Genomic DNA, 16,140 nt, shown 5'->3' with positions numbered 1-16,140 from the left:
ATACAGCTACATGTAAAATATACAAACAAAAAACGGACTACTCCCTTGAAAAAGGAATAGCCCGTATGCTTTACGAACAAATAGGTATTAAGTTATATCTGTATAAGTATATCGACTCAGAAAGAATACCACATCATTTGAAATCTGTAAATCTCCAAATATAACGTTTTTTCTAAAATCGACCTGATTTGAAAATAGCATAAAATAGCCAAATAACCATCAATGTAGCAATCACAAAACCAATCTCAACTACAGGGAATCCCCATAGAATCGGTGTCTGATCTCGTAATGATGAACCGACAATAAGACCGACCATAATAATGCTAAAAGCCAGCAATACTATACTAAAAGCCAATCGGTTACTAATCTGATCCATTTTTTGCATCATATCTTTAACTTCAGGCACGCTGACTTCTATTCTCATTTTACCGGTGCGAATCATACGAGATAATTCGGACGCTTGTCTCGGCAGATCGGTTAGCATTTCAACAGCATGCAATGCTCCATCTGTGATGCGTTGACGAACTTTATTAGGCGCATATTTATCTCGTAACAACTTACGTCCAAAAGGCTCTGCCATACTCAAAATACTCAGCGATGGATCTAACCGTTCAATCACACCTTCAAGTGTGATCAATGATTTGCCCAATAACGTCAAGTCCGGCGGTATCCCGATCCGGTAACGACGCACCACATCAAACATTTCATTCAATGCACTGCCTAGATTAATACGGGAAAAAGGAACATCATAATACTGCTCTCGCATACGCTCAAAATCGCTACGCAGTGCAGACATATTCACATCTTCCGGTACAAAACCTAATCTCATGACCGCACGGATCATACTGTCTGTGTTTTTACGTAACAACGCAATAATAAGTGCTGTCAGATGACTTTTCATTTCACTACTCAGTCGCCCCATCAGTCCAAAATCAAGAAAAGCAATGCGTCCATCACGCAAAGCCAGTAGATTACCTGGATGCGGATCGGCATGGAAAAAACCATCGATAAAAATCTGCTGCAACATCGAATCGACCAGATGTTGCGCCACATTTCCCAAGTCTAGTCCTTGCTCTATAATCTCTTCTCGTTTACCTAAAGCAATCCCGTCGATATACTCCATAGTCAACACGCGAGCAGACGTATAATTCCAGTACGTTACAGGGATATGGATATTCCGATCACGTTCAAATTGACTTGCAATCCGCTCCATATTACGTCCTTCGACACTGTAATCCAGTTCTTCACGCATCGACTTGGCAAATTCTTCAACGATTTCTTCCAGTTGATATTGAGAAGCCCATTCCATATGCTTTTTGATCAACCCTGTTAGATCACGCAAAATTTCCAGATCACGATTAACGATACGTGACACGCCAGGACGTTGCACTTTGATCGCTACTTTTTCTCCAGAATGTAAAGTGCCCAGATGTACCTGTCCGATCGATGCTGCTGCTACAGGCACATCTTCAAACGACTCGAACACTTCTTCAATCGGTAAACCTAGCTCTAATTCTATAATTTTGCGCGCTTCAGTTGCAGGAAATGGAGGGACTTGTTCTTGTAACTTCGTTAATTCTTTAATAATATTTTCAGGCAAAAGATCAGAACGTGTACTAGCAAGCTGACCTAACTTTACAAAAGTAGGGCCTAATTCTTCGAGTACCAAACGGATACGTTCTCCTAGCGTGCGAATACCGTGTACTTCACGACGTGCCAGTCGAAGCGGAATCGCTAGCATCTGGTGTAATCCGAGTTCCTCGACCATATAACCAAAGCCATGACGCATGAGCGCCATGGCTATTTCTCTATACCTTCCGGCATGCCGGATATGAAGAGCCATCTTATTCCGGTTGTTGCGGTGATTCCAGTTCGGCAAGACGCTTCTCGAGAACCGTGATCCGCTCATTCAATTGTTCTGTTGTTTCTTTAGTTGGCACTTCCAGTTCAGTTAGCACTTTCTGAACTTGTCCACGAATCCATGTTTTCACTTGGTTCTGTTCTTCTTCGCCACGATCCATAAGTTTGTTTACCAATGCACGCGATTCAGAAGGAGCCAATTCTCCACGTTTTACCAAATCTTCTACCGTTTTTTCTACTTTTTCTTTGCTGACAATCGTAAGTCCAAGACCTAGCGAAACTGCTCGTTTAAATAAATCGCTCATTTTCATTCCTCCTGTTGTATACTTCCATTCATCCACAATAAGTATTCTTTACCTAACAGAAGCCCTGCACATTGCCATAGTCCGGTCACTTCTTCATGACCGACTCATGGCAACATGCCCATGTCTTTGTCGATCTGTTATTAGTATAACGTCTAAAAGCAGATATGCCTAATTTCTGTATATCCAATATGATTGATATGGCTAGATAGCATGCTCTATGGATCTGTACGAATATCTTCTAATTTTCAGCATCCAGACCAGCGCCCCACAACATGCTTTGTACTACAATTTTGCGATATTCAGGATAATCAAAAGAAGCCGCATGATGACCTGGCATCAAATACACAATTCGACCTAATCCATACTCAGAACACCATGCCGCCGGCCATGTAGTTCCATCTAGATTATACTCCATCAGTATGGTACGTTCTGCCGCTGATAGCAAAGAAAATTCGTATGGCTCTTCATCCATTGAAAATGAAGAAATACCTTTCATAATCGGATGGCTTGGAGAAGATACACACATATTTAATTGCTGATAATCAGTATGCCCACGGTAGACCGCTCCCATTAATAACTTCATTTCATGTCGCTGTTCTTGCATCGATACGCCTGCATGAATGATTAGTAACCCGCCACCATTCACAACATATGAGATAATGCCTGCGGTATGTTCAACACTGAACTTTTTGTCAAACGTATCTGTATACGAAATACATAGATCGTACGCTTCCAAACGTTCAGCAGTGAACATATCGTAGTCATCAGTTACATGTAATTCCCAGCCTTCAGGCATCAGCTTACGAATCTCTTTTTCAATTGGTTCTAGAGGATGATATGGTGCTTCCTGATGATAATCTCCAATTAAAATAGCTTGCTTGATGTAAGTTTTGCGATCAGGTTGTACTTTCATAAGACAAGTAATCTCCTTTACATAGAGTGTTGACAGAAATTCCGCTTCCTATGTATGATTACCCTTTTCTTGCAAAAATCCGACAAACAAATATATTTAATTACATTTGATAGGTATTTAAGTATGAGAAAAGAGAAACGCTAAATAGACGCAGAGGTTCATATATTTAATATTAACGCGGACTATCATACAACGAAATGTTACTTAGAGCGAATGCATCCGACTTGGGATCATAGCCCACTTTCTTTTTCGTATCATACAAAGAAAGACGCTTAAACCGATTATCTGATATTCCATGAAGAATAGTAAAAGGCTCAAGATCGGTAGCAATAATCGACTTATAAAATAGATCACACATATCTGCTGGACTGAGATATGCGCTCATATCACGTGCTTCAAGTGTCGGCCCTTCTGCCTTAAAATCATCATACGCACCAATACGAATCGCTATACTCTGTAGTCCTTCGGTATATGCAAAATACGAAGCTAACGATTCACCAAAGCACTTGCTCACACCATACAAATTACGTGGTCTTGTCGGCATATCAGGATAAATTTGAGCATCGATTGGATACCCTTCTATCGTCTGTGCACTGCTTGCTAAAATCACTCGCTGTACACCTTGATCTTGGGCAGCACGAAAAATATTAAACGTTCCTTTGATATTATTATCTAACAACGATTCATAAAATCCTGCATCTGGCAAAGGATCTCCTGCTAGATGAATGACTGTATCGATGCCTTCACAGGCTTGCTGACAAGCTTCCGGGTCAGTGATATTGAGGGTCATAATCTCATGCTTGGTCTGCTGATAACTCTGTAATCGATCGGTATGCAGATCCGTAAGCCGTAGTTGGAACTTATCTTGTAAATATGCGGTCAGTTCGCTTCCAATTTTACCAGCGGCTCCAGTGATAAGGATATTCATAGGTCAGCTCCGATCTTGTATCTATTGGTAGGATAGATGATAGCTATCTATTCTTTTATGGATAATCTTCAATCTTTAAATTCTTCTGGACCTGCATCCATTTTGAATGTGCCATCTTCGTACAACCAGGGGCTTGCTTCTACACCTCTACCTGAATACTGTTCGACATGACTGATACGAGTAGCATTTACATCGGTAAAATCAATATGAGCAATCGCTACCCAATATGCATAATTATTCTTTTCATGAAGTGGAGAAGTAATCACTTGTCCTTGATGGTTGTCGACCACTGCACGTACTTTCATTGATTTAAAGCTACCTGTTCCATTGCTTACTGCACTATATGCGGCAAATAGTACATATTTTAAAGCATCTGGTCGATGAATTTGAATCGTTTCTTTACCATGTGTTAACGCATCTCCATCCAGCGTAATATAAGGTGTTTCATGAATAGAGCCTAGATTGCGATAATAGACTTTACCTACTTGATTGGCTTGCGTAACATAAAAGCAGTATAGATCTAAATCTTTTTTCGTTTCCCATTCAAGTGTAGCTGTAATTGTCGGAGATTTTTGGATATTGATACTTTCTTTCTTTTTCAGTTCAATCTTCATTAATGATACCGGAGCAACAGTTACAGGTGGAGTTGGTGGAGTTACTTCTACAGCAGGAGCCAGTGGAGCAACATCATCGTCTACAGATAGCCCAAAATTCTGTACTAATGCAGATAATCCGCCGTTAAATCCGCTACTAATCGCATTAAATTTCCATTCTTCATTATGTAAATATATTTCGCCCACCACAATCGCTGTTTCACTACTTAACCCTTCACCAAAAGAGAACGTAATCAGTTCTTCATTGGTCAACGGATCATAAATACGACAATTCACTTGCTGTACGTCTTGAAAAGAATGATTATGATTGCCTTCTTCATGAATCGTTAATGTGATGGCAATCTTGGAAATATCAGATGGAATCTTACTAGGAGTGATCTGAATGATTTCCCGATCTTGAGGGCTTTGATCAGAATGAGTAACCGCTTGTTGTCGACTACTTTGCTGATTATAAAAGATCATATCTTCGTCTTGCGTACAAATTCCAGCATTATTGAGTAAAAAAGCAGAAGCATTAATATCCAAATTCGCTGTAGCCGTTTCCCAGTTCAATCCGATCGCAATCTGCGATAACGCACGACCTTTAGTAATATCAACTTTTTGTCCTTTAGTGATTTGCATGCTGTTTCCTCCTAGTTGTAGAAATGATTGGTATACCATCATTTAAACCATAAGTAGACTAAAGACCTCAAAATAGCTATATAGATCATAGCACAATGAGGTCTTACAAATCATTTAAAAAGACTGTTCGTCACAACTATTCTAAATACTCTGACGGTAGATAGACAATCTCTGATGATGCTTCAATTACCAATTGTTGTTGGTCTGCTTGATACTGTACACCATGTTCTTTGACATAATACCAGTGTTTGATCTGAGGAGCATCTTCAGGTAATTCAAAGCGAAATAGATTCAGTTCATTTTGCAAAGTAAGAATATGTTGTACGATCTCTTCAGGTGCGCCGACCAAAGTCATTCGGAATCCACCTGCGGGTAAATCGATTAATTCATAGGTAAATGAATGTTTATTGTTATTTAATAATTCAAGGCCTGTCACTGCATGCTTAACCATAACGGTTTCTTTCATCAGCACTATTCCTCCTAAGGCAAGTCGATCAGCAAGAAAAAGACCGGTTCTTCTGCTGTCATCTGCAAATGAGTTTCTTGTTCTATTCGTACAGCATCACGCTTGGAGAGCAGATGCTCTTGGTTCATCGTCAGACTGCCTTGAATTACAAATACATACGTACGGCGATCTGGATGCTGAACAAATTTGATCTCTTGTCCTTTTTCGAGGCGACTAAGATAGATAGTCATATCTTGATGAATCGTCGCTTGATTCTCGCCACCCTGACGACTCACAATCGGCAACAATTGACCATTTAAGGAAGCTGGATTATACGATGAACTCATATAAGAAGGCTTCAACCCGCGCGCTTCTGGTTCAAACCATAACTGCAATAGATTACAATGGGTCTCGTCAGAAGCATTATGCTCTGTATGCACAACCCCTGTACCCGCAGACATCCGCTGTACACCGCCAAAAGAACTGACCGCTACATTTCCCAGATTGTCTTCGTGACGAAGTTGACCTTCCAGTATAATCGAGACAATTTCCATATCGCTATGGGGATGAGCACCGAATCCACGTGAAGGAGCAATCACATCATCATTAAAGACACGAAGAGGTCCAAAGCTCACATTATTCGGATCTTGATATTCACTAAATGAAAAGCTATGACTGCCTTGTAGCCAACCTCGATCAAAGCTAAACCGCTCTGCTGATGGATATACTGTAAACATATTTTTTCCTCCCTGGGTAGTCGATCTGCTGTACTTTGATAATGTATTTACTGAATTATTGTAACAAACTTACTAATATAATGTAAAATATAAAATAATAAAAACCGTTGTCTCAATATATATGGGACAACGGTTGATGTGTTGAAACTTTTCTTTATTACTTTTTATACTTTAAAACGAGACACCAATTGTTGTAACTGTTCTGCAAGACGAGTCAAATCGGTAGCTGCACTGGATACTTCTTGCATTGAAGCGAGTTGTTCTTCAGCTGCTGCTGAAATCGTCTCAGTATTGCTTGCCGCTTGTTCAGAAATGCTAGCGATATCTTCAATCGCTTCTACTACTGCATCTGCATCATTATTTAAATGATCTGTCGTTCCGGTTACATCGTTCATTTTGCGAGAGACTGCTTTGATAGCGCGGTTAATTCTAGAGAATGAACGTCCAGATGTATCAACAGCTAGAATACCTCCGTTTACATTCTCTTTCGCCTGATCCATAACTTCTAGCGATTGAGCTACGATGCCTTGCATGCCTGTAATAAGGTTACCGATACGCTCTGCCGATTCACCCGATTCAGATGCAAGCTTACGCACTTCATCAGCAACGACAGCAAATCCTTTACCATGTTCGCCTGCTCTTGCCGCTTCAATTGAAGCATTTAACGCTAGCAAATTAGTCTGTTTGGCAATATTACGGATCAAATCAACAATCCCACCAATTTCACTAGATTGCGTATTTAGACTTGCAATAATTTCGCTTAACCGATCAACAGTTAATTGAATTTCAAAAATCTGTTGAGTTACATTAATAACCGATTCATTTCCTTTGGCAGAAGCGGTGGCTGCATCGCTCATACTTTGGCTTACTTCAGCTACGTGACCGGAAATCTCAGACACACGTTCTGACATACGATGGATTGCATCTGCGCCTACTGCGACTCCTGTTACCTGACGTTCACTGCCTGTAGAAACTTCTTGAATCGCCATGGTTACATGTTCAACAGAACGACTGGTTTCTTCTGCTCCAGCTGCTAGTTCTTCCGAAGCGGAAGATACATTGTCTGTCGTATCTCTTACTTTCTCAATCATCTCACGCAGACTGCTCACCATTATCGCAAAGTCACGCGCTAGATCACCGATCTCATTATTTTTACGCTGATCAATCTGGATCGTGAGATCGCCCTCACTGATTTGTTGAGTCGTTTTGCGTAGACTCAGTAAAGGTTTCATAATCATATTGATACAAAAAGCTACAATGATCGCTGCTATCACAATAGCGATAATAATAATCACTAAAGCTTGATTACGAATCGGTTGAACAGCTTCAGCAATTTCGCTTGTATACATCGTACCTGCGATTTTCCAGCCTGTTTCTTTGTTGGTGAGAAAGACCATCTTTTTCGGCTCGCCTTTGAATGTATAATCAATCGTACCATTGTCTTTGGAATACATTGTATCCAGATATTCCCCTGCTGCTACCTCACCTGTCACACCATTACGTGTCACAATATATTTCTTTTCTGTATCTAAAATAACGACATAGCCTTCGCTACCTACATTAATATCTGCTAATTTAGAAATACTTTCTAGATTTAATGAAATACCTAATACCCCCGAATTATCTGGTAAAGTATGCGCCAGAATCACTACAGGAAGTTTGCTTGAGTTGATAACAACAGGTGTCATAATCGTTTGACCGGGAGAAGCTTGAGCTAATTTATACCAATCGCGTTCACGCGGATCATAGCCATTCTCATTTTCTTTAGGTACGCCGCGAATCATCGTTCCATCCGGTGTACCGACAAATGTATCGATAGCTTCAGGATGTTCACCAAGATATTGTGCTAATTTGGGAACGATTTCTGGACTCAATCGGCCATCGATCATCGAACTGTTAAATACACTTGATAAATATTCAGCATCATGCATTTTGGTCGCAATGGCATTGCTGATAAATAGATTAGCTGTTTGTACACTTTGGGTTGCACTGGCAATCAAATGATCTTGTACTTCTTCTTTTGCTTTATCGTACATACTTACACCAATCACTAAACTTGGCCCTAGCAAAATCAAAGCAAATGCTACAATTAATTGATTACGTATAGACCATCGAAAAGAAGATGATGTAGTTGTTTTTTTGCTTGGTTTAGGCAATTTCATCCTTTTTTTCATAAACCCCACTCTTTCTATAAATGAATACAGATGATTTTGATGTCTGTTGCTCATCATCTACAATTTGCTAGTACTGTATATATCGCCTAAACCATGTTAGTTTTGTAGATGTAACACAAAAAACCGACAATATCTCAAAGATATTTTGTCGGTTTTTGTTTGTTTCGTATTCATTTCATACAAATATATTGTGTATTACTTAGTTTTCAGCAAGTCGACTATTGTATTTATTTTTGAAAAGCAGACTATCCAAAGATAATAGAGCACTACCTGTCAATGCCAATTGAAGCGAAGTGAATAAAAGCAAATAATCGAACTCTGTACCCATCATAAATGGCTGACCTGCTTTGGCAGTCAATAACACTCCAATCATAATCACTGTCAAAGCCGCACCTGCAATACGAGTAAGTAGACCCAGAATCAACAATAATCCTCCCAAAATTTCTATAATAGCTACGACCGGAGCCAAAAACCCGGGTAATCCGATACTTTGGAAAAATCCTGTTGTGCCACCAATACCACCTTGAAATTTGGAAAACCCATGCAATAAAAAGATAACCCCTGTTAATACGCGAACAATAAACAATCCTAATTCCACATTACGTTTAAGCAACATGATTACTCCTCCTTTTTTTGTTCATCTCATGTAATCTTCACTACATACTGTAGTGTATAGTTATAAAAATAGTCGCTTATACAATAATCATATAAGTGACCATAATAACAAAATGCTAAGTGCTGTTAGCACAACTAATGAAAATAGCACAGGCCATACCGGCAACTGCAGAGATTTCTCTTGATCCGGTTCAATAATGCGATGGATACGATAATTGAGTGACGTTTCGGCAAAAGAAGAATAGATCATTCGAAAAGGTTGAGGGGAACGAGAATGCTGACGATGAATTAGTTTCAGTAGAGCACCGCCCAAGCCAACAGGAGTTCCTAAGCGATGGACTGCATAACTATCTGCTAAAATTTCGCGCGATATTTTATAATGCAACGTGATATTTTTCAAAATCGGTAAAAACCACAACGCAAGTGCAAACTGCCCTAACAAAAATGTAGTTAACGGATCACGTTGCTGATAATGGAACATCTCATGATGTACAACAGCTTCTTGTTCTTGTTTATCCAACATCCGCAGTAGTCCATCTGATAAAATAATTCGGCGGCGAAAAATACCCATAGTTAAGGCGACAGGTTGCGAACAACGAATAATCATAAATAATTCTTTGTTCTCACTATACATAGCATTATATTGCGCCGATTGCTGCACATCTTGTAACGAGCGAAAATAACGATAAGCCCGATAAGACCCTGCCCACTGATCTAATCCATAACCGATATACAGTACAAATGTACACAGAACTAGACCTCTTAGTAAATGGGCTACCGAAAACCATCCTTGAGCTTCCATCCAACGGTTACAGATGCGTAGCAGATCAAACGGAATATTCCAACCGAATATCGTATGCAACGCATAAATAAACATAAGCCCTATCGTAAATAACGAGAGACCGAAACTTATACGAAACAGTGTTCTTGAACGACGTTCCCAGTGAGTTACGTTTCTTTTTTCCATTGTTTGATTTTATCCTCCAAGGCGCGAATAAGTTGAGGATCTACTTCCTCCAGCACATCTACCATATGATTTACGGCGAGTGACCCGAATTCTTCCATCAATTCATGCGTCAATTCCCTGGACTGATTGTTCAAAAATTGCTCCCGACTTTCTGTAGGAGTGTAATGAAAACTACGACTTTCGCCTGTTTTCGTTAATGCTCCTTTTTCAACCAATCGATTCATCACGGTCATAATCGTATTGAAGCTAAGTGACTTGGTTGTTTGGAGCGAAGAAAGGACTTCTTTGATCGTCATCGGGTGATCCATATCCCACAGAATATTCATCACTTGAGCTTCCAGCGGACCAAAAAAGCGATCCATCCCTGTTGCGCCTACTTTAAAGTTTTGTATTTTCATATGCTTATGCCACCTCACACTACATATAGTAGTGTATATCCAAAGCACTCGTCAAATTTCTCCCTTTAAAGTAGAAATGATTCTTTTTTCTTCAATTACGATATATGAGGATACATTATACAAATAATACCAGAATAATATCATTTTGCGAAGCTATTTTTTTGAAAAAAGAGCAACTTATTGATATCGTTATTTTCAGCTTATTGTCTAAATATGCCTGAGTGTTACAGTCATGTTATAATTTAGATGAAACAACAAGCTGGATGTGTATCAATCACTATAGTTTATTGGCAACTTATCTTATTCAAAAACAGGAGGAATCATGGATGAAAAAAGTATACAGTCTATTGCTATGTGGCATATTGTTTATCGCTGTCCTGAGTGCATGTAGTAGCGCATCAGCACCTGCTAATCCTTCCAATGAAACCGATCAACAAACGAATACGACGACAGATAACACAAATGAAGCAACACCTACAACCCCTGCTACAACAGATACCGAATCATCGAATACTTCGACAGAGTCTTCTGCGGCTACAGACTCTTCCACTGGAACGACCGAACCAGCAACAGAAAATAGCGAATCATCAACAACCAGTACAGGTTCGATCGAAGAAAAAGGCCCGATTGCTGCGGATAGCGTAGAAAAACGTCCTACGTATTTACCAACCGATTTTCCCATTCCCGATGATGCGGTGATCTCTACCTCTCATCAAGAAGAAAACGATGGTAAAAAATCAGTATTGCTCATGTTCACAACCAAAGGAAGTATGGAAACATTGTCTCAAACCTACAAACAATATTTTGATGCCAAATCCTTAACTAATGCAGGTTCCACTATTGATGAAAAAAATCTTATTATTCAAGGAACCGATCCCAAAACCAAGCAAGTCTGGTCTCTAATCGGCAGCCCTCAAGCCGGTAAAGATGTTGTTCAATTAACACTTACGTGGTCAGAGAAGTAAATAGAACAGTATTTTTAAAAATTTTAAATTAGTTATAAAATAAAAAACAGGCAATCTCCTTTTTAAAAGGAAAGTTGCCTGTTTTAGTTTCATTAATTTTTCCATTCCTAGAATGAACAGCCTCTTGTAATGATCAATCTCTCTAAAAACGTTGAAAAATCTATTGTAAACCGAAGTATAGGTTCATCATAATAGTGCTCATGATTATGCCACATTGCGATTTAAGTATATCTAGATTTTGAGCAACATATGATGTCATAAGATTCTCCTTTGTACCATTAAGTTGAAGTAATTTTCATTAACATTATCTTGGATGATATGATTATTTTTTGAATATTGTATATTATTGTAATAGGTTTTATGATAAATCTATTAGCATGGAGTACCACTTTTGTTCAAATTTAATTTTGAAGGAGTTGGCGTATGAATAGTGAAAAATTAAAATTCTCTCAATTTGCTAACAATGTCATTCTAACTTTTAGAACCAATCCGTATAAGACTTTTTTTGATATTGTATTTTTATCTTCTTTTTTATTTTTATTTCCAAATCTGATTTCTAATCTATTCGGAGGTTTAGTTCATCCGTTAACAGCAATAGGACAGTTCTTTTTTGCCGTTAGTTTGACCTTACTTTTTAGTTCAGCTTTAGGAAAGGTTCTAGCTACTATTTGTGCAAAAACGACATTGAAAATCAGTTATTTTTATTTTGGATATACTGCTATCTTCATCATGTGTTTATTTTTAAAGTAAATGCTAATCTACAAAGAAATAAACACACCAAAAAGCCTGAATATTGTCTATTCAGGCTTTTTTATATGATCTTATTCATGGGTATATATTCATTCCTATCGTTCTCTTTTTCGGTTAACTACCTATCTTTATTGAGTTTTAACGACTTGTACAGTCACTTCTACGGTATCTTTAGAAGCTGTAGGAGCACCTGTTAATGACCATTGTTGGGTTGTCGCAGGATCGGTTCCTTTTACACTCAATTGTTGTTCATTTAAGGTCTGAATCGCTTGATCCATATTGATAATGCGGAAATATTCATTATACGTTTTGGCTAGCGTCTCCATACTGCTTTTGGTGTGAAATACAAGCACCATATTTTGTTGTCCATCAATATACGTTTGTTGGGAAGTATCGATAACAGCATCATCGGGAATAGGGAAATCGGCAGGTAAAATGTCTGTGGTTGGTCGCTTGGTTAAAATATCAGGAGTAACAACAGTATAAGATCCGTTTTCAGTGGCCGCAAATGCAGGTGCAACGAACGAACTGGACGTTCCGACTACAAAGACTAACAACACACCTATCATGCCAACGCTCCATGATTTTCTCATGACTCACATCTCCTTCAACCTTTTGGAATAGTAAGCACCTATCTGTTGATCTTCCTGCACGCTATTCATCTAAACAGACCACTTCTACCTTTATCACCCCTTTTTTAGAGTATACAAAGGAGCGCACAACTAAAAAGTGTGTAGCGCTCCTTTGCGTCATAACAGCGGTCAATAGTGACCTTATTGTACTAAGCTATTTTTATCTGAGATCGATTAAGGTCTCTATCAACAGCTTATATATAAAAGCGTTCTGCTTTACTCTAACTAACGATACCCCTTTAATATAAAGCGGAACGCTGAATATCTCAAGTCAATCCTGTGTACATCTGTTGCAAGAGATTGTTATGATCTCATTTGCCCCATAAATTCACTAATATCGATCCCTAATCCTTGCGCTAGACGCATACCATATTCACGGTCAGCACGGATAAAGTTACAGATCGCAAGCAATTGAGTATCTTTTTTAACCTCTTTTAAATCATTAACCAAATTTTGCAATAAATTCTCTTTTTCTTGAGCATTATATGAACGATATTGTTCTCCTGCTTGAGCAAAATCATCGGTTTTGGCAATTTTTTGACGGGTCACATATCCTTGTTCCAATTCCACTTCAGAATCCCGATAATGCGGATCTTCTGTAGGGCCATCTGTATAGCTGTTTGGCTCGTAATTGTACGTTGATGTATCTTGCTTGGTATTCATCTGTCCATCTCGTTGTTGATTACGAACAGGCGCATACGGACAGTTGATCGGAATTTGCAAATAATTCGTTCCTAGACGGTGACGTTGTGTATCTGGGTAAGAGAACAGACGTCCTTGAAGCAATTTATCTTCAGAAGGTTCAATACCAGGCACTAGAGCACTTGGTGAAAACGCAGATTGCTCTACTTCTGCAAAAAAGTTATCTGGATTGCGGTTGAGTGTCATTGTGCCCACCGTATGGAAAGGAAATTGATCTTCCGGCCATACTTTAGTTGGATCTAATGGATCAAACGCATAATTGTCTATATGTTCGGGTTGGATAAATTGGACTTTCAATGTCCATTCCGGGAATTCACCTTTTTCGATATGCTCGAATAGATCACGTGTCGCATGATTGAAGTCTTTACCTTGTTGCTTTTCAGCATCATCAGCAGAGAATGTACGCACGCCTTGCACACTTTCCCACTTGTATTTGATATAAGTAACTTTACCTTCAGCATTAATCCATTTGAACGCATGAACACTGAATCCATCCATTTCACGATAATTTGCCGGTGTGCCATGATCTGAAAATAACCAGGTCATCATATGCGTGGATTCTGGAGTGAGTGTCATAAAGTCCCAATAACGTGCAGGTGTCTGTAAATTGGTCTGCGGATCAGGTTTGAGTGAATGTACCATATCCGGGAATTTGATCGCATCACGGATAAAAAATACAGGCAAATGGTTACCTACGATATCGTAGTTGCCTTCATTTGTATAAAATTTAACAGCAAAACCGCGCGGATCGCGTGCTGTCTCTGGTGAACCTACACCATGAATAACTGTCGAAAAGCGGACAAAAACAGGTGTTTCTGCGCCTACTTCTTGTAAAAAGTTAGCTTTGGTGTATTCTTTCATACTTTGATCGACCCGAAATACTCCATGAGCGCCTGCTCCACGAGCATGAACCACACGTTCTGGAATACGTTCACGGTCAAAGTGAGCGATTTTTTCTAGCAAATGATAATCTTCTAATAAAGTAGGTCCTCTACGACCTGCAGTACGGGAATTCTGATTGTCCCCTACAGGTGCGCCCTGGTTGGTCGTTAGACGGTAGTCGTTGTTTGTCATCGTTAGAAATCATCCTCTCATCATAAATGGTCATCAATCTAATGTATAAATAAATTTATAATTAGACTCATTCCAAAGATTAGATTCATTCTAACATCTTCACTTACCGTCATTCATGAGTTACCTGTGAGCCTTCGATGAAGAAATGATGAAGAGGTGCTTAATCTGCCAATCGGTAACCTACACCACGCACGGTCTCTACATATTGCGGTGCAGAAGCATTATCGCCGATTTTTTTGCGTAGACTTTTCACATGAACATCGACTACATTACTTCCACCGAAAAATTGAGTGCCCCAAATCTCGCTCATCAAATCTTCACGAGACAGTACTCCGCCTTCGCCTTCGATCAACATTAATAAGAGGTCATACTCTGTTTTGGTCAATTCAATTCGTTGTTGCGCACGATGAACAGTCATTTTTTTACGATCGATCCATAGGTCTTTGAAAACAGTACGATGTTCAGTATCTCCTGTTGCAGGTGCCGCAGGACGATTACTTCCAGCACGAATCACACGTTCCACATGATACAATCCTTCTTGTGGACGTGCAGGCCAGACTAATAATTCTTCTTCTGCCCATTCATTAAGACCAGTAGACAACATATCTTCACGTACCAAGAACAAAGTTGGTAAATGAGAATTTTTCTCATTAAACTGCAACTTAGCAGATTCGATATCTTGACTACCTGATGAAGAGATCAGATCAAAGATAAATAAATCGGCGCTGATCGCTCCTGCACCATTACTTTCCCAACGATGAAATACCATTACATCAAAACAGCTATCCGATAATGTACGAGTTAGTTCATGAACACGACTCGGTGCTGGACTGATAATGACGACACGTCTTGTAATCGGACAAGAATGAGCAATCAGATCGGCTGTATTACGCATATTTCGTTCAGCTACAGACCAGTTCATTAATTTGTCTGTTGCACCTAAATGATAATCATTATCAATTATTTTCGTGATTTGTTTCGACATTCCGTGCACACTCCTCTAAATACGACATGAGCATGGTGTACATCATATCCCGTTTCTTCGGCTACGGCTGCATACCATTCTACAGGTGCGTCTGTCATCACTTCATCTACAGCTCCACAGTTTTCACACACAATGTGTTGGTGATCATCCATTTTGCCGTCATAGCGACTTGCCGCTTCACCTAACTTCAATTCGCGAATCAAGTCTTTATCTGATAAATATCGTAAAGAGTTATATACGGTTCCATACGCAAAATTATGACCACGCTCTACTAACCGATTCATAACATCAGCAGCAGTCGGGTGATCCGCAGCTTCGCAGACGATTTCGTATACAGCTTTGCGCTGTGTCGTCAAGTTGATTGTTTTCATTTGGATCATTCCCTTAATTTGATTTTAGAATAAGTATAAATCCATTTAAAATTATGGTCAATAGTTTTGCGGACAATTCTGAGA

At 39.3% G+C, this 16,140-nt stretch carries 17 protein-coding genes; 2 read left to right on the top strand and 15 right to left on the bottom strand.

Going from position 1 to position 16,140, the window contains the following annotated elements; genetic code table 11:
• Positions 1 to 172: 172 nt before the first annotated feature.
• From PQ460_RS02610 to PQ460_RS02560, 11 genes are all read right to left on the bottom strand, one after another.
• Positions 173 to 1,843 carry an ABC1 kinase family protein gene (locus PQ460_RS02610; RefSeq protein WP_274171700.1) on the bottom strand — a complete coding sequence of 557 codons (1,671 nt, stop codon included), beginning with the start codon at positions 1,841 to 1,843 and terminating at the stop codon, positions 173 to 175.
• 1 nt (position 1,844) lies between these two features.
• Positions 1,845 to 2,165, bottom strand: coding sequence for a phasin family protein (locus tag PQ460_RS02605; protein ID WP_273613842.1), 321 nt, complete (start codon positions 2,163 to 2,165; stop codon positions 1,845 to 1,847).
• A gap of 238 nt (positions 2,166 to 2,403) precedes the next feature.
• On the bottom strand, positions 2,404 to 3,078 hold the full coding sequence (locus PQ460_RS02600) for a ThuA domain-containing protein (protein ID WP_273613843.1): 675 nt from the start codon (positions 3,076 to 3,078) through the stop codon (positions 2,404 to 2,406).
• Between the two features lie 172 nt (positions 3,079 to 3,250).
• Positions 3,251 to 4,006, bottom strand: a complete 756-nt coding sequence (locus PQ460_RS02595; protein WP_274171699.1) for an NAD-dependent epimerase/dehydratase family protein — start codon at positions 4,004 to 4,006, stop codon at positions 3,251 to 3,253.
• A 68-nt stretch (positions 4,007 to 4,074) separates the two neighbouring features.
• Positions 4,075 to 5,241 carry a TerD family protein gene (locus PQ460_RS02590; protein WP_274171698.1) on the bottom strand — a complete coding sequence of 389 codons (1,167 nt, stop codon included), beginning with the start codon at positions 5,239 to 5,241 and terminating at the stop codon, positions 4,075 to 4,077.
• 136 nt (positions 5,242 to 5,377) lie between these two features.
• On the bottom strand, positions 5,378 to 5,707 hold the full coding sequence (locus PQ460_RS02585) for a hypothetical protein (protein ID WP_273613846.1): 330 nt from the start codon (positions 5,705 to 5,707) through the stop codon (positions 5,378 to 5,380).
• 14 nt (positions 5,708 to 5,721) lie between these two features.
• Positions 5,722 to 6,423 (bottom strand): pirin family protein, encoded by a 702-nt coding sequence (locus tag PQ460_RS02580; RefSeq protein WP_274171697.1) that lies wholly within the window; start codon positions 6,421 to 6,423, stop codon positions 5,722 to 5,724.
• Positions 6,424 to 6,587: 164 nt separating this feature from the next.
• Positions 6,588 to 8,597 (bottom strand): methyl-accepting chemotaxis protein, encoded by a 2,010-nt coding sequence (locus tag PQ460_RS02575; RefSeq protein WP_274171696.1) that lies wholly within the window; start codon positions 8,595 to 8,597, stop codon positions 6,588 to 6,590.
• A gap of 199 nt (positions 8,598 to 8,796) precedes the next feature.
• Positions 8,797 to 9,213 (bottom strand): DoxX family protein, encoded by a 417-nt coding sequence (locus tag PQ460_RS02570; protein ID WP_273613849.1) that lies wholly within the window; start codon positions 9,211 to 9,213, stop codon positions 8,797 to 8,799.
• 87 nt (positions 9,214 to 9,300) lie between these two features.
• The gene (locus tag PQ460_RS02565) at positions 9,301 to 10,179 is read right to left on the bottom strand and encodes a M56 family metallopeptidase (protein WP_274171695.1); all 879 of its coding nucleotides are present in this window, start codon (positions 10,177 to 10,179) and stop codon (positions 9,301 to 9,303) included.
• Positions 10,161 to 10,577, bottom strand: coding sequence for a BlaI/MecI/CopY family transcriptional regulator (locus PQ460_RS02560; protein WP_204826187.1), 417 nt, complete (start codon positions 10,575 to 10,577; stop codon positions 10,161 to 10,163). Before PQ460_RS02560 ends, PQ460_RS02565 begins: the two co-directional genes overlap by 19 nt.
• A 326-nt stretch (positions 10,578 to 10,903) precedes the next feature.
• On the opposite strand from PQ460_RS02560, the gene PQ460_RS02555 reads away from it, so the two are divergent.
• Positions 10,904 to 11,542, top strand: coding sequence for a hypothetical protein (locus tag PQ460_RS02555; RefSeq protein WP_274171694.1), 639 nt, complete (start codon positions 10,904 to 10,906; stop codon positions 11,540 to 11,542).
• Positions 11,543 to 11,965: 423 nt separating this feature from the next.
• Positions 11,966 to 12,292 (top strand): hypothetical protein, encoded by a 327-nt coding sequence (locus PQ460_RS02550; RefSeq protein ID WP_274171693.1) that lies wholly within the window; start codon positions 11,966 to 11,968, stop codon positions 12,290 to 12,292.
• 128 nt (positions 12,293 to 12,420) lie between these two features.
• Here the strand turns inward: PQ460_RS02550 and PQ460_RS02545 are convergent, their stop codons facing one another.
• From PQ460_RS02545 to PQ460_RS02530, 4 genes are all read right to left on the bottom strand, one after another.
• Positions 12,421 to 12,885, bottom strand: a complete 465-nt coding sequence (locus PQ460_RS02545; RefSeq protein ID WP_274171692.1) for a hypothetical protein — start codon at positions 12,883 to 12,885, stop codon at positions 12,421 to 12,423.
• Between the two features lie 342 nt (positions 12,886 to 13,227).
• On the bottom strand, positions 13,228 to 14,700 hold the full coding sequence (locus PQ460_RS02540) for a catalase (RefSeq protein WP_274171691.1): 1,473 nt from the start codon (positions 14,698 to 14,700) through the stop codon (positions 13,228 to 13,230).
• A gap of 160 nt (positions 14,701 to 14,860) precedes the next feature.
• Positions 14,861 to 15,685 carry a winged helix-turn-helix transcriptional regulator gene (locus PQ460_RS02535; protein ID WP_273613855.1) on the bottom strand — a complete coding sequence of 275 codons (825 nt, stop codon included), beginning with the start codon at positions 15,683 to 15,685 and terminating at the stop codon, positions 14,861 to 14,863.
• Positions 15,661 to 16,056, bottom strand: coding sequence for a Fur family transcriptional regulator (locus PQ460_RS02530; RefSeq protein ID WP_069327730.1), 396 nt, complete (start codon positions 16,054 to 16,056; stop codon positions 15,661 to 15,663). Before PQ460_RS02530 ends, PQ460_RS02535 begins: the two co-directional genes overlap by 25 nt.
• Positions 16,057 to 16,140: the final 84 nt, after the last annotated feature.

The sequence above is a fragment of the Paenibacillus sp. KACC 21273 genome (assembly GCF_028736095.1).
GTDB lineage: Bacteria > Bacillota > Bacilli > Paenibacillales > Paenibacillaceae > Saccharibacillus > Saccharibacillus kyungheensis.
The sequence above is the reverse complement of the archived record's forward strand: the minus strand, read 5'-3'. Positions and strand labels throughout refer to the sequence as shown.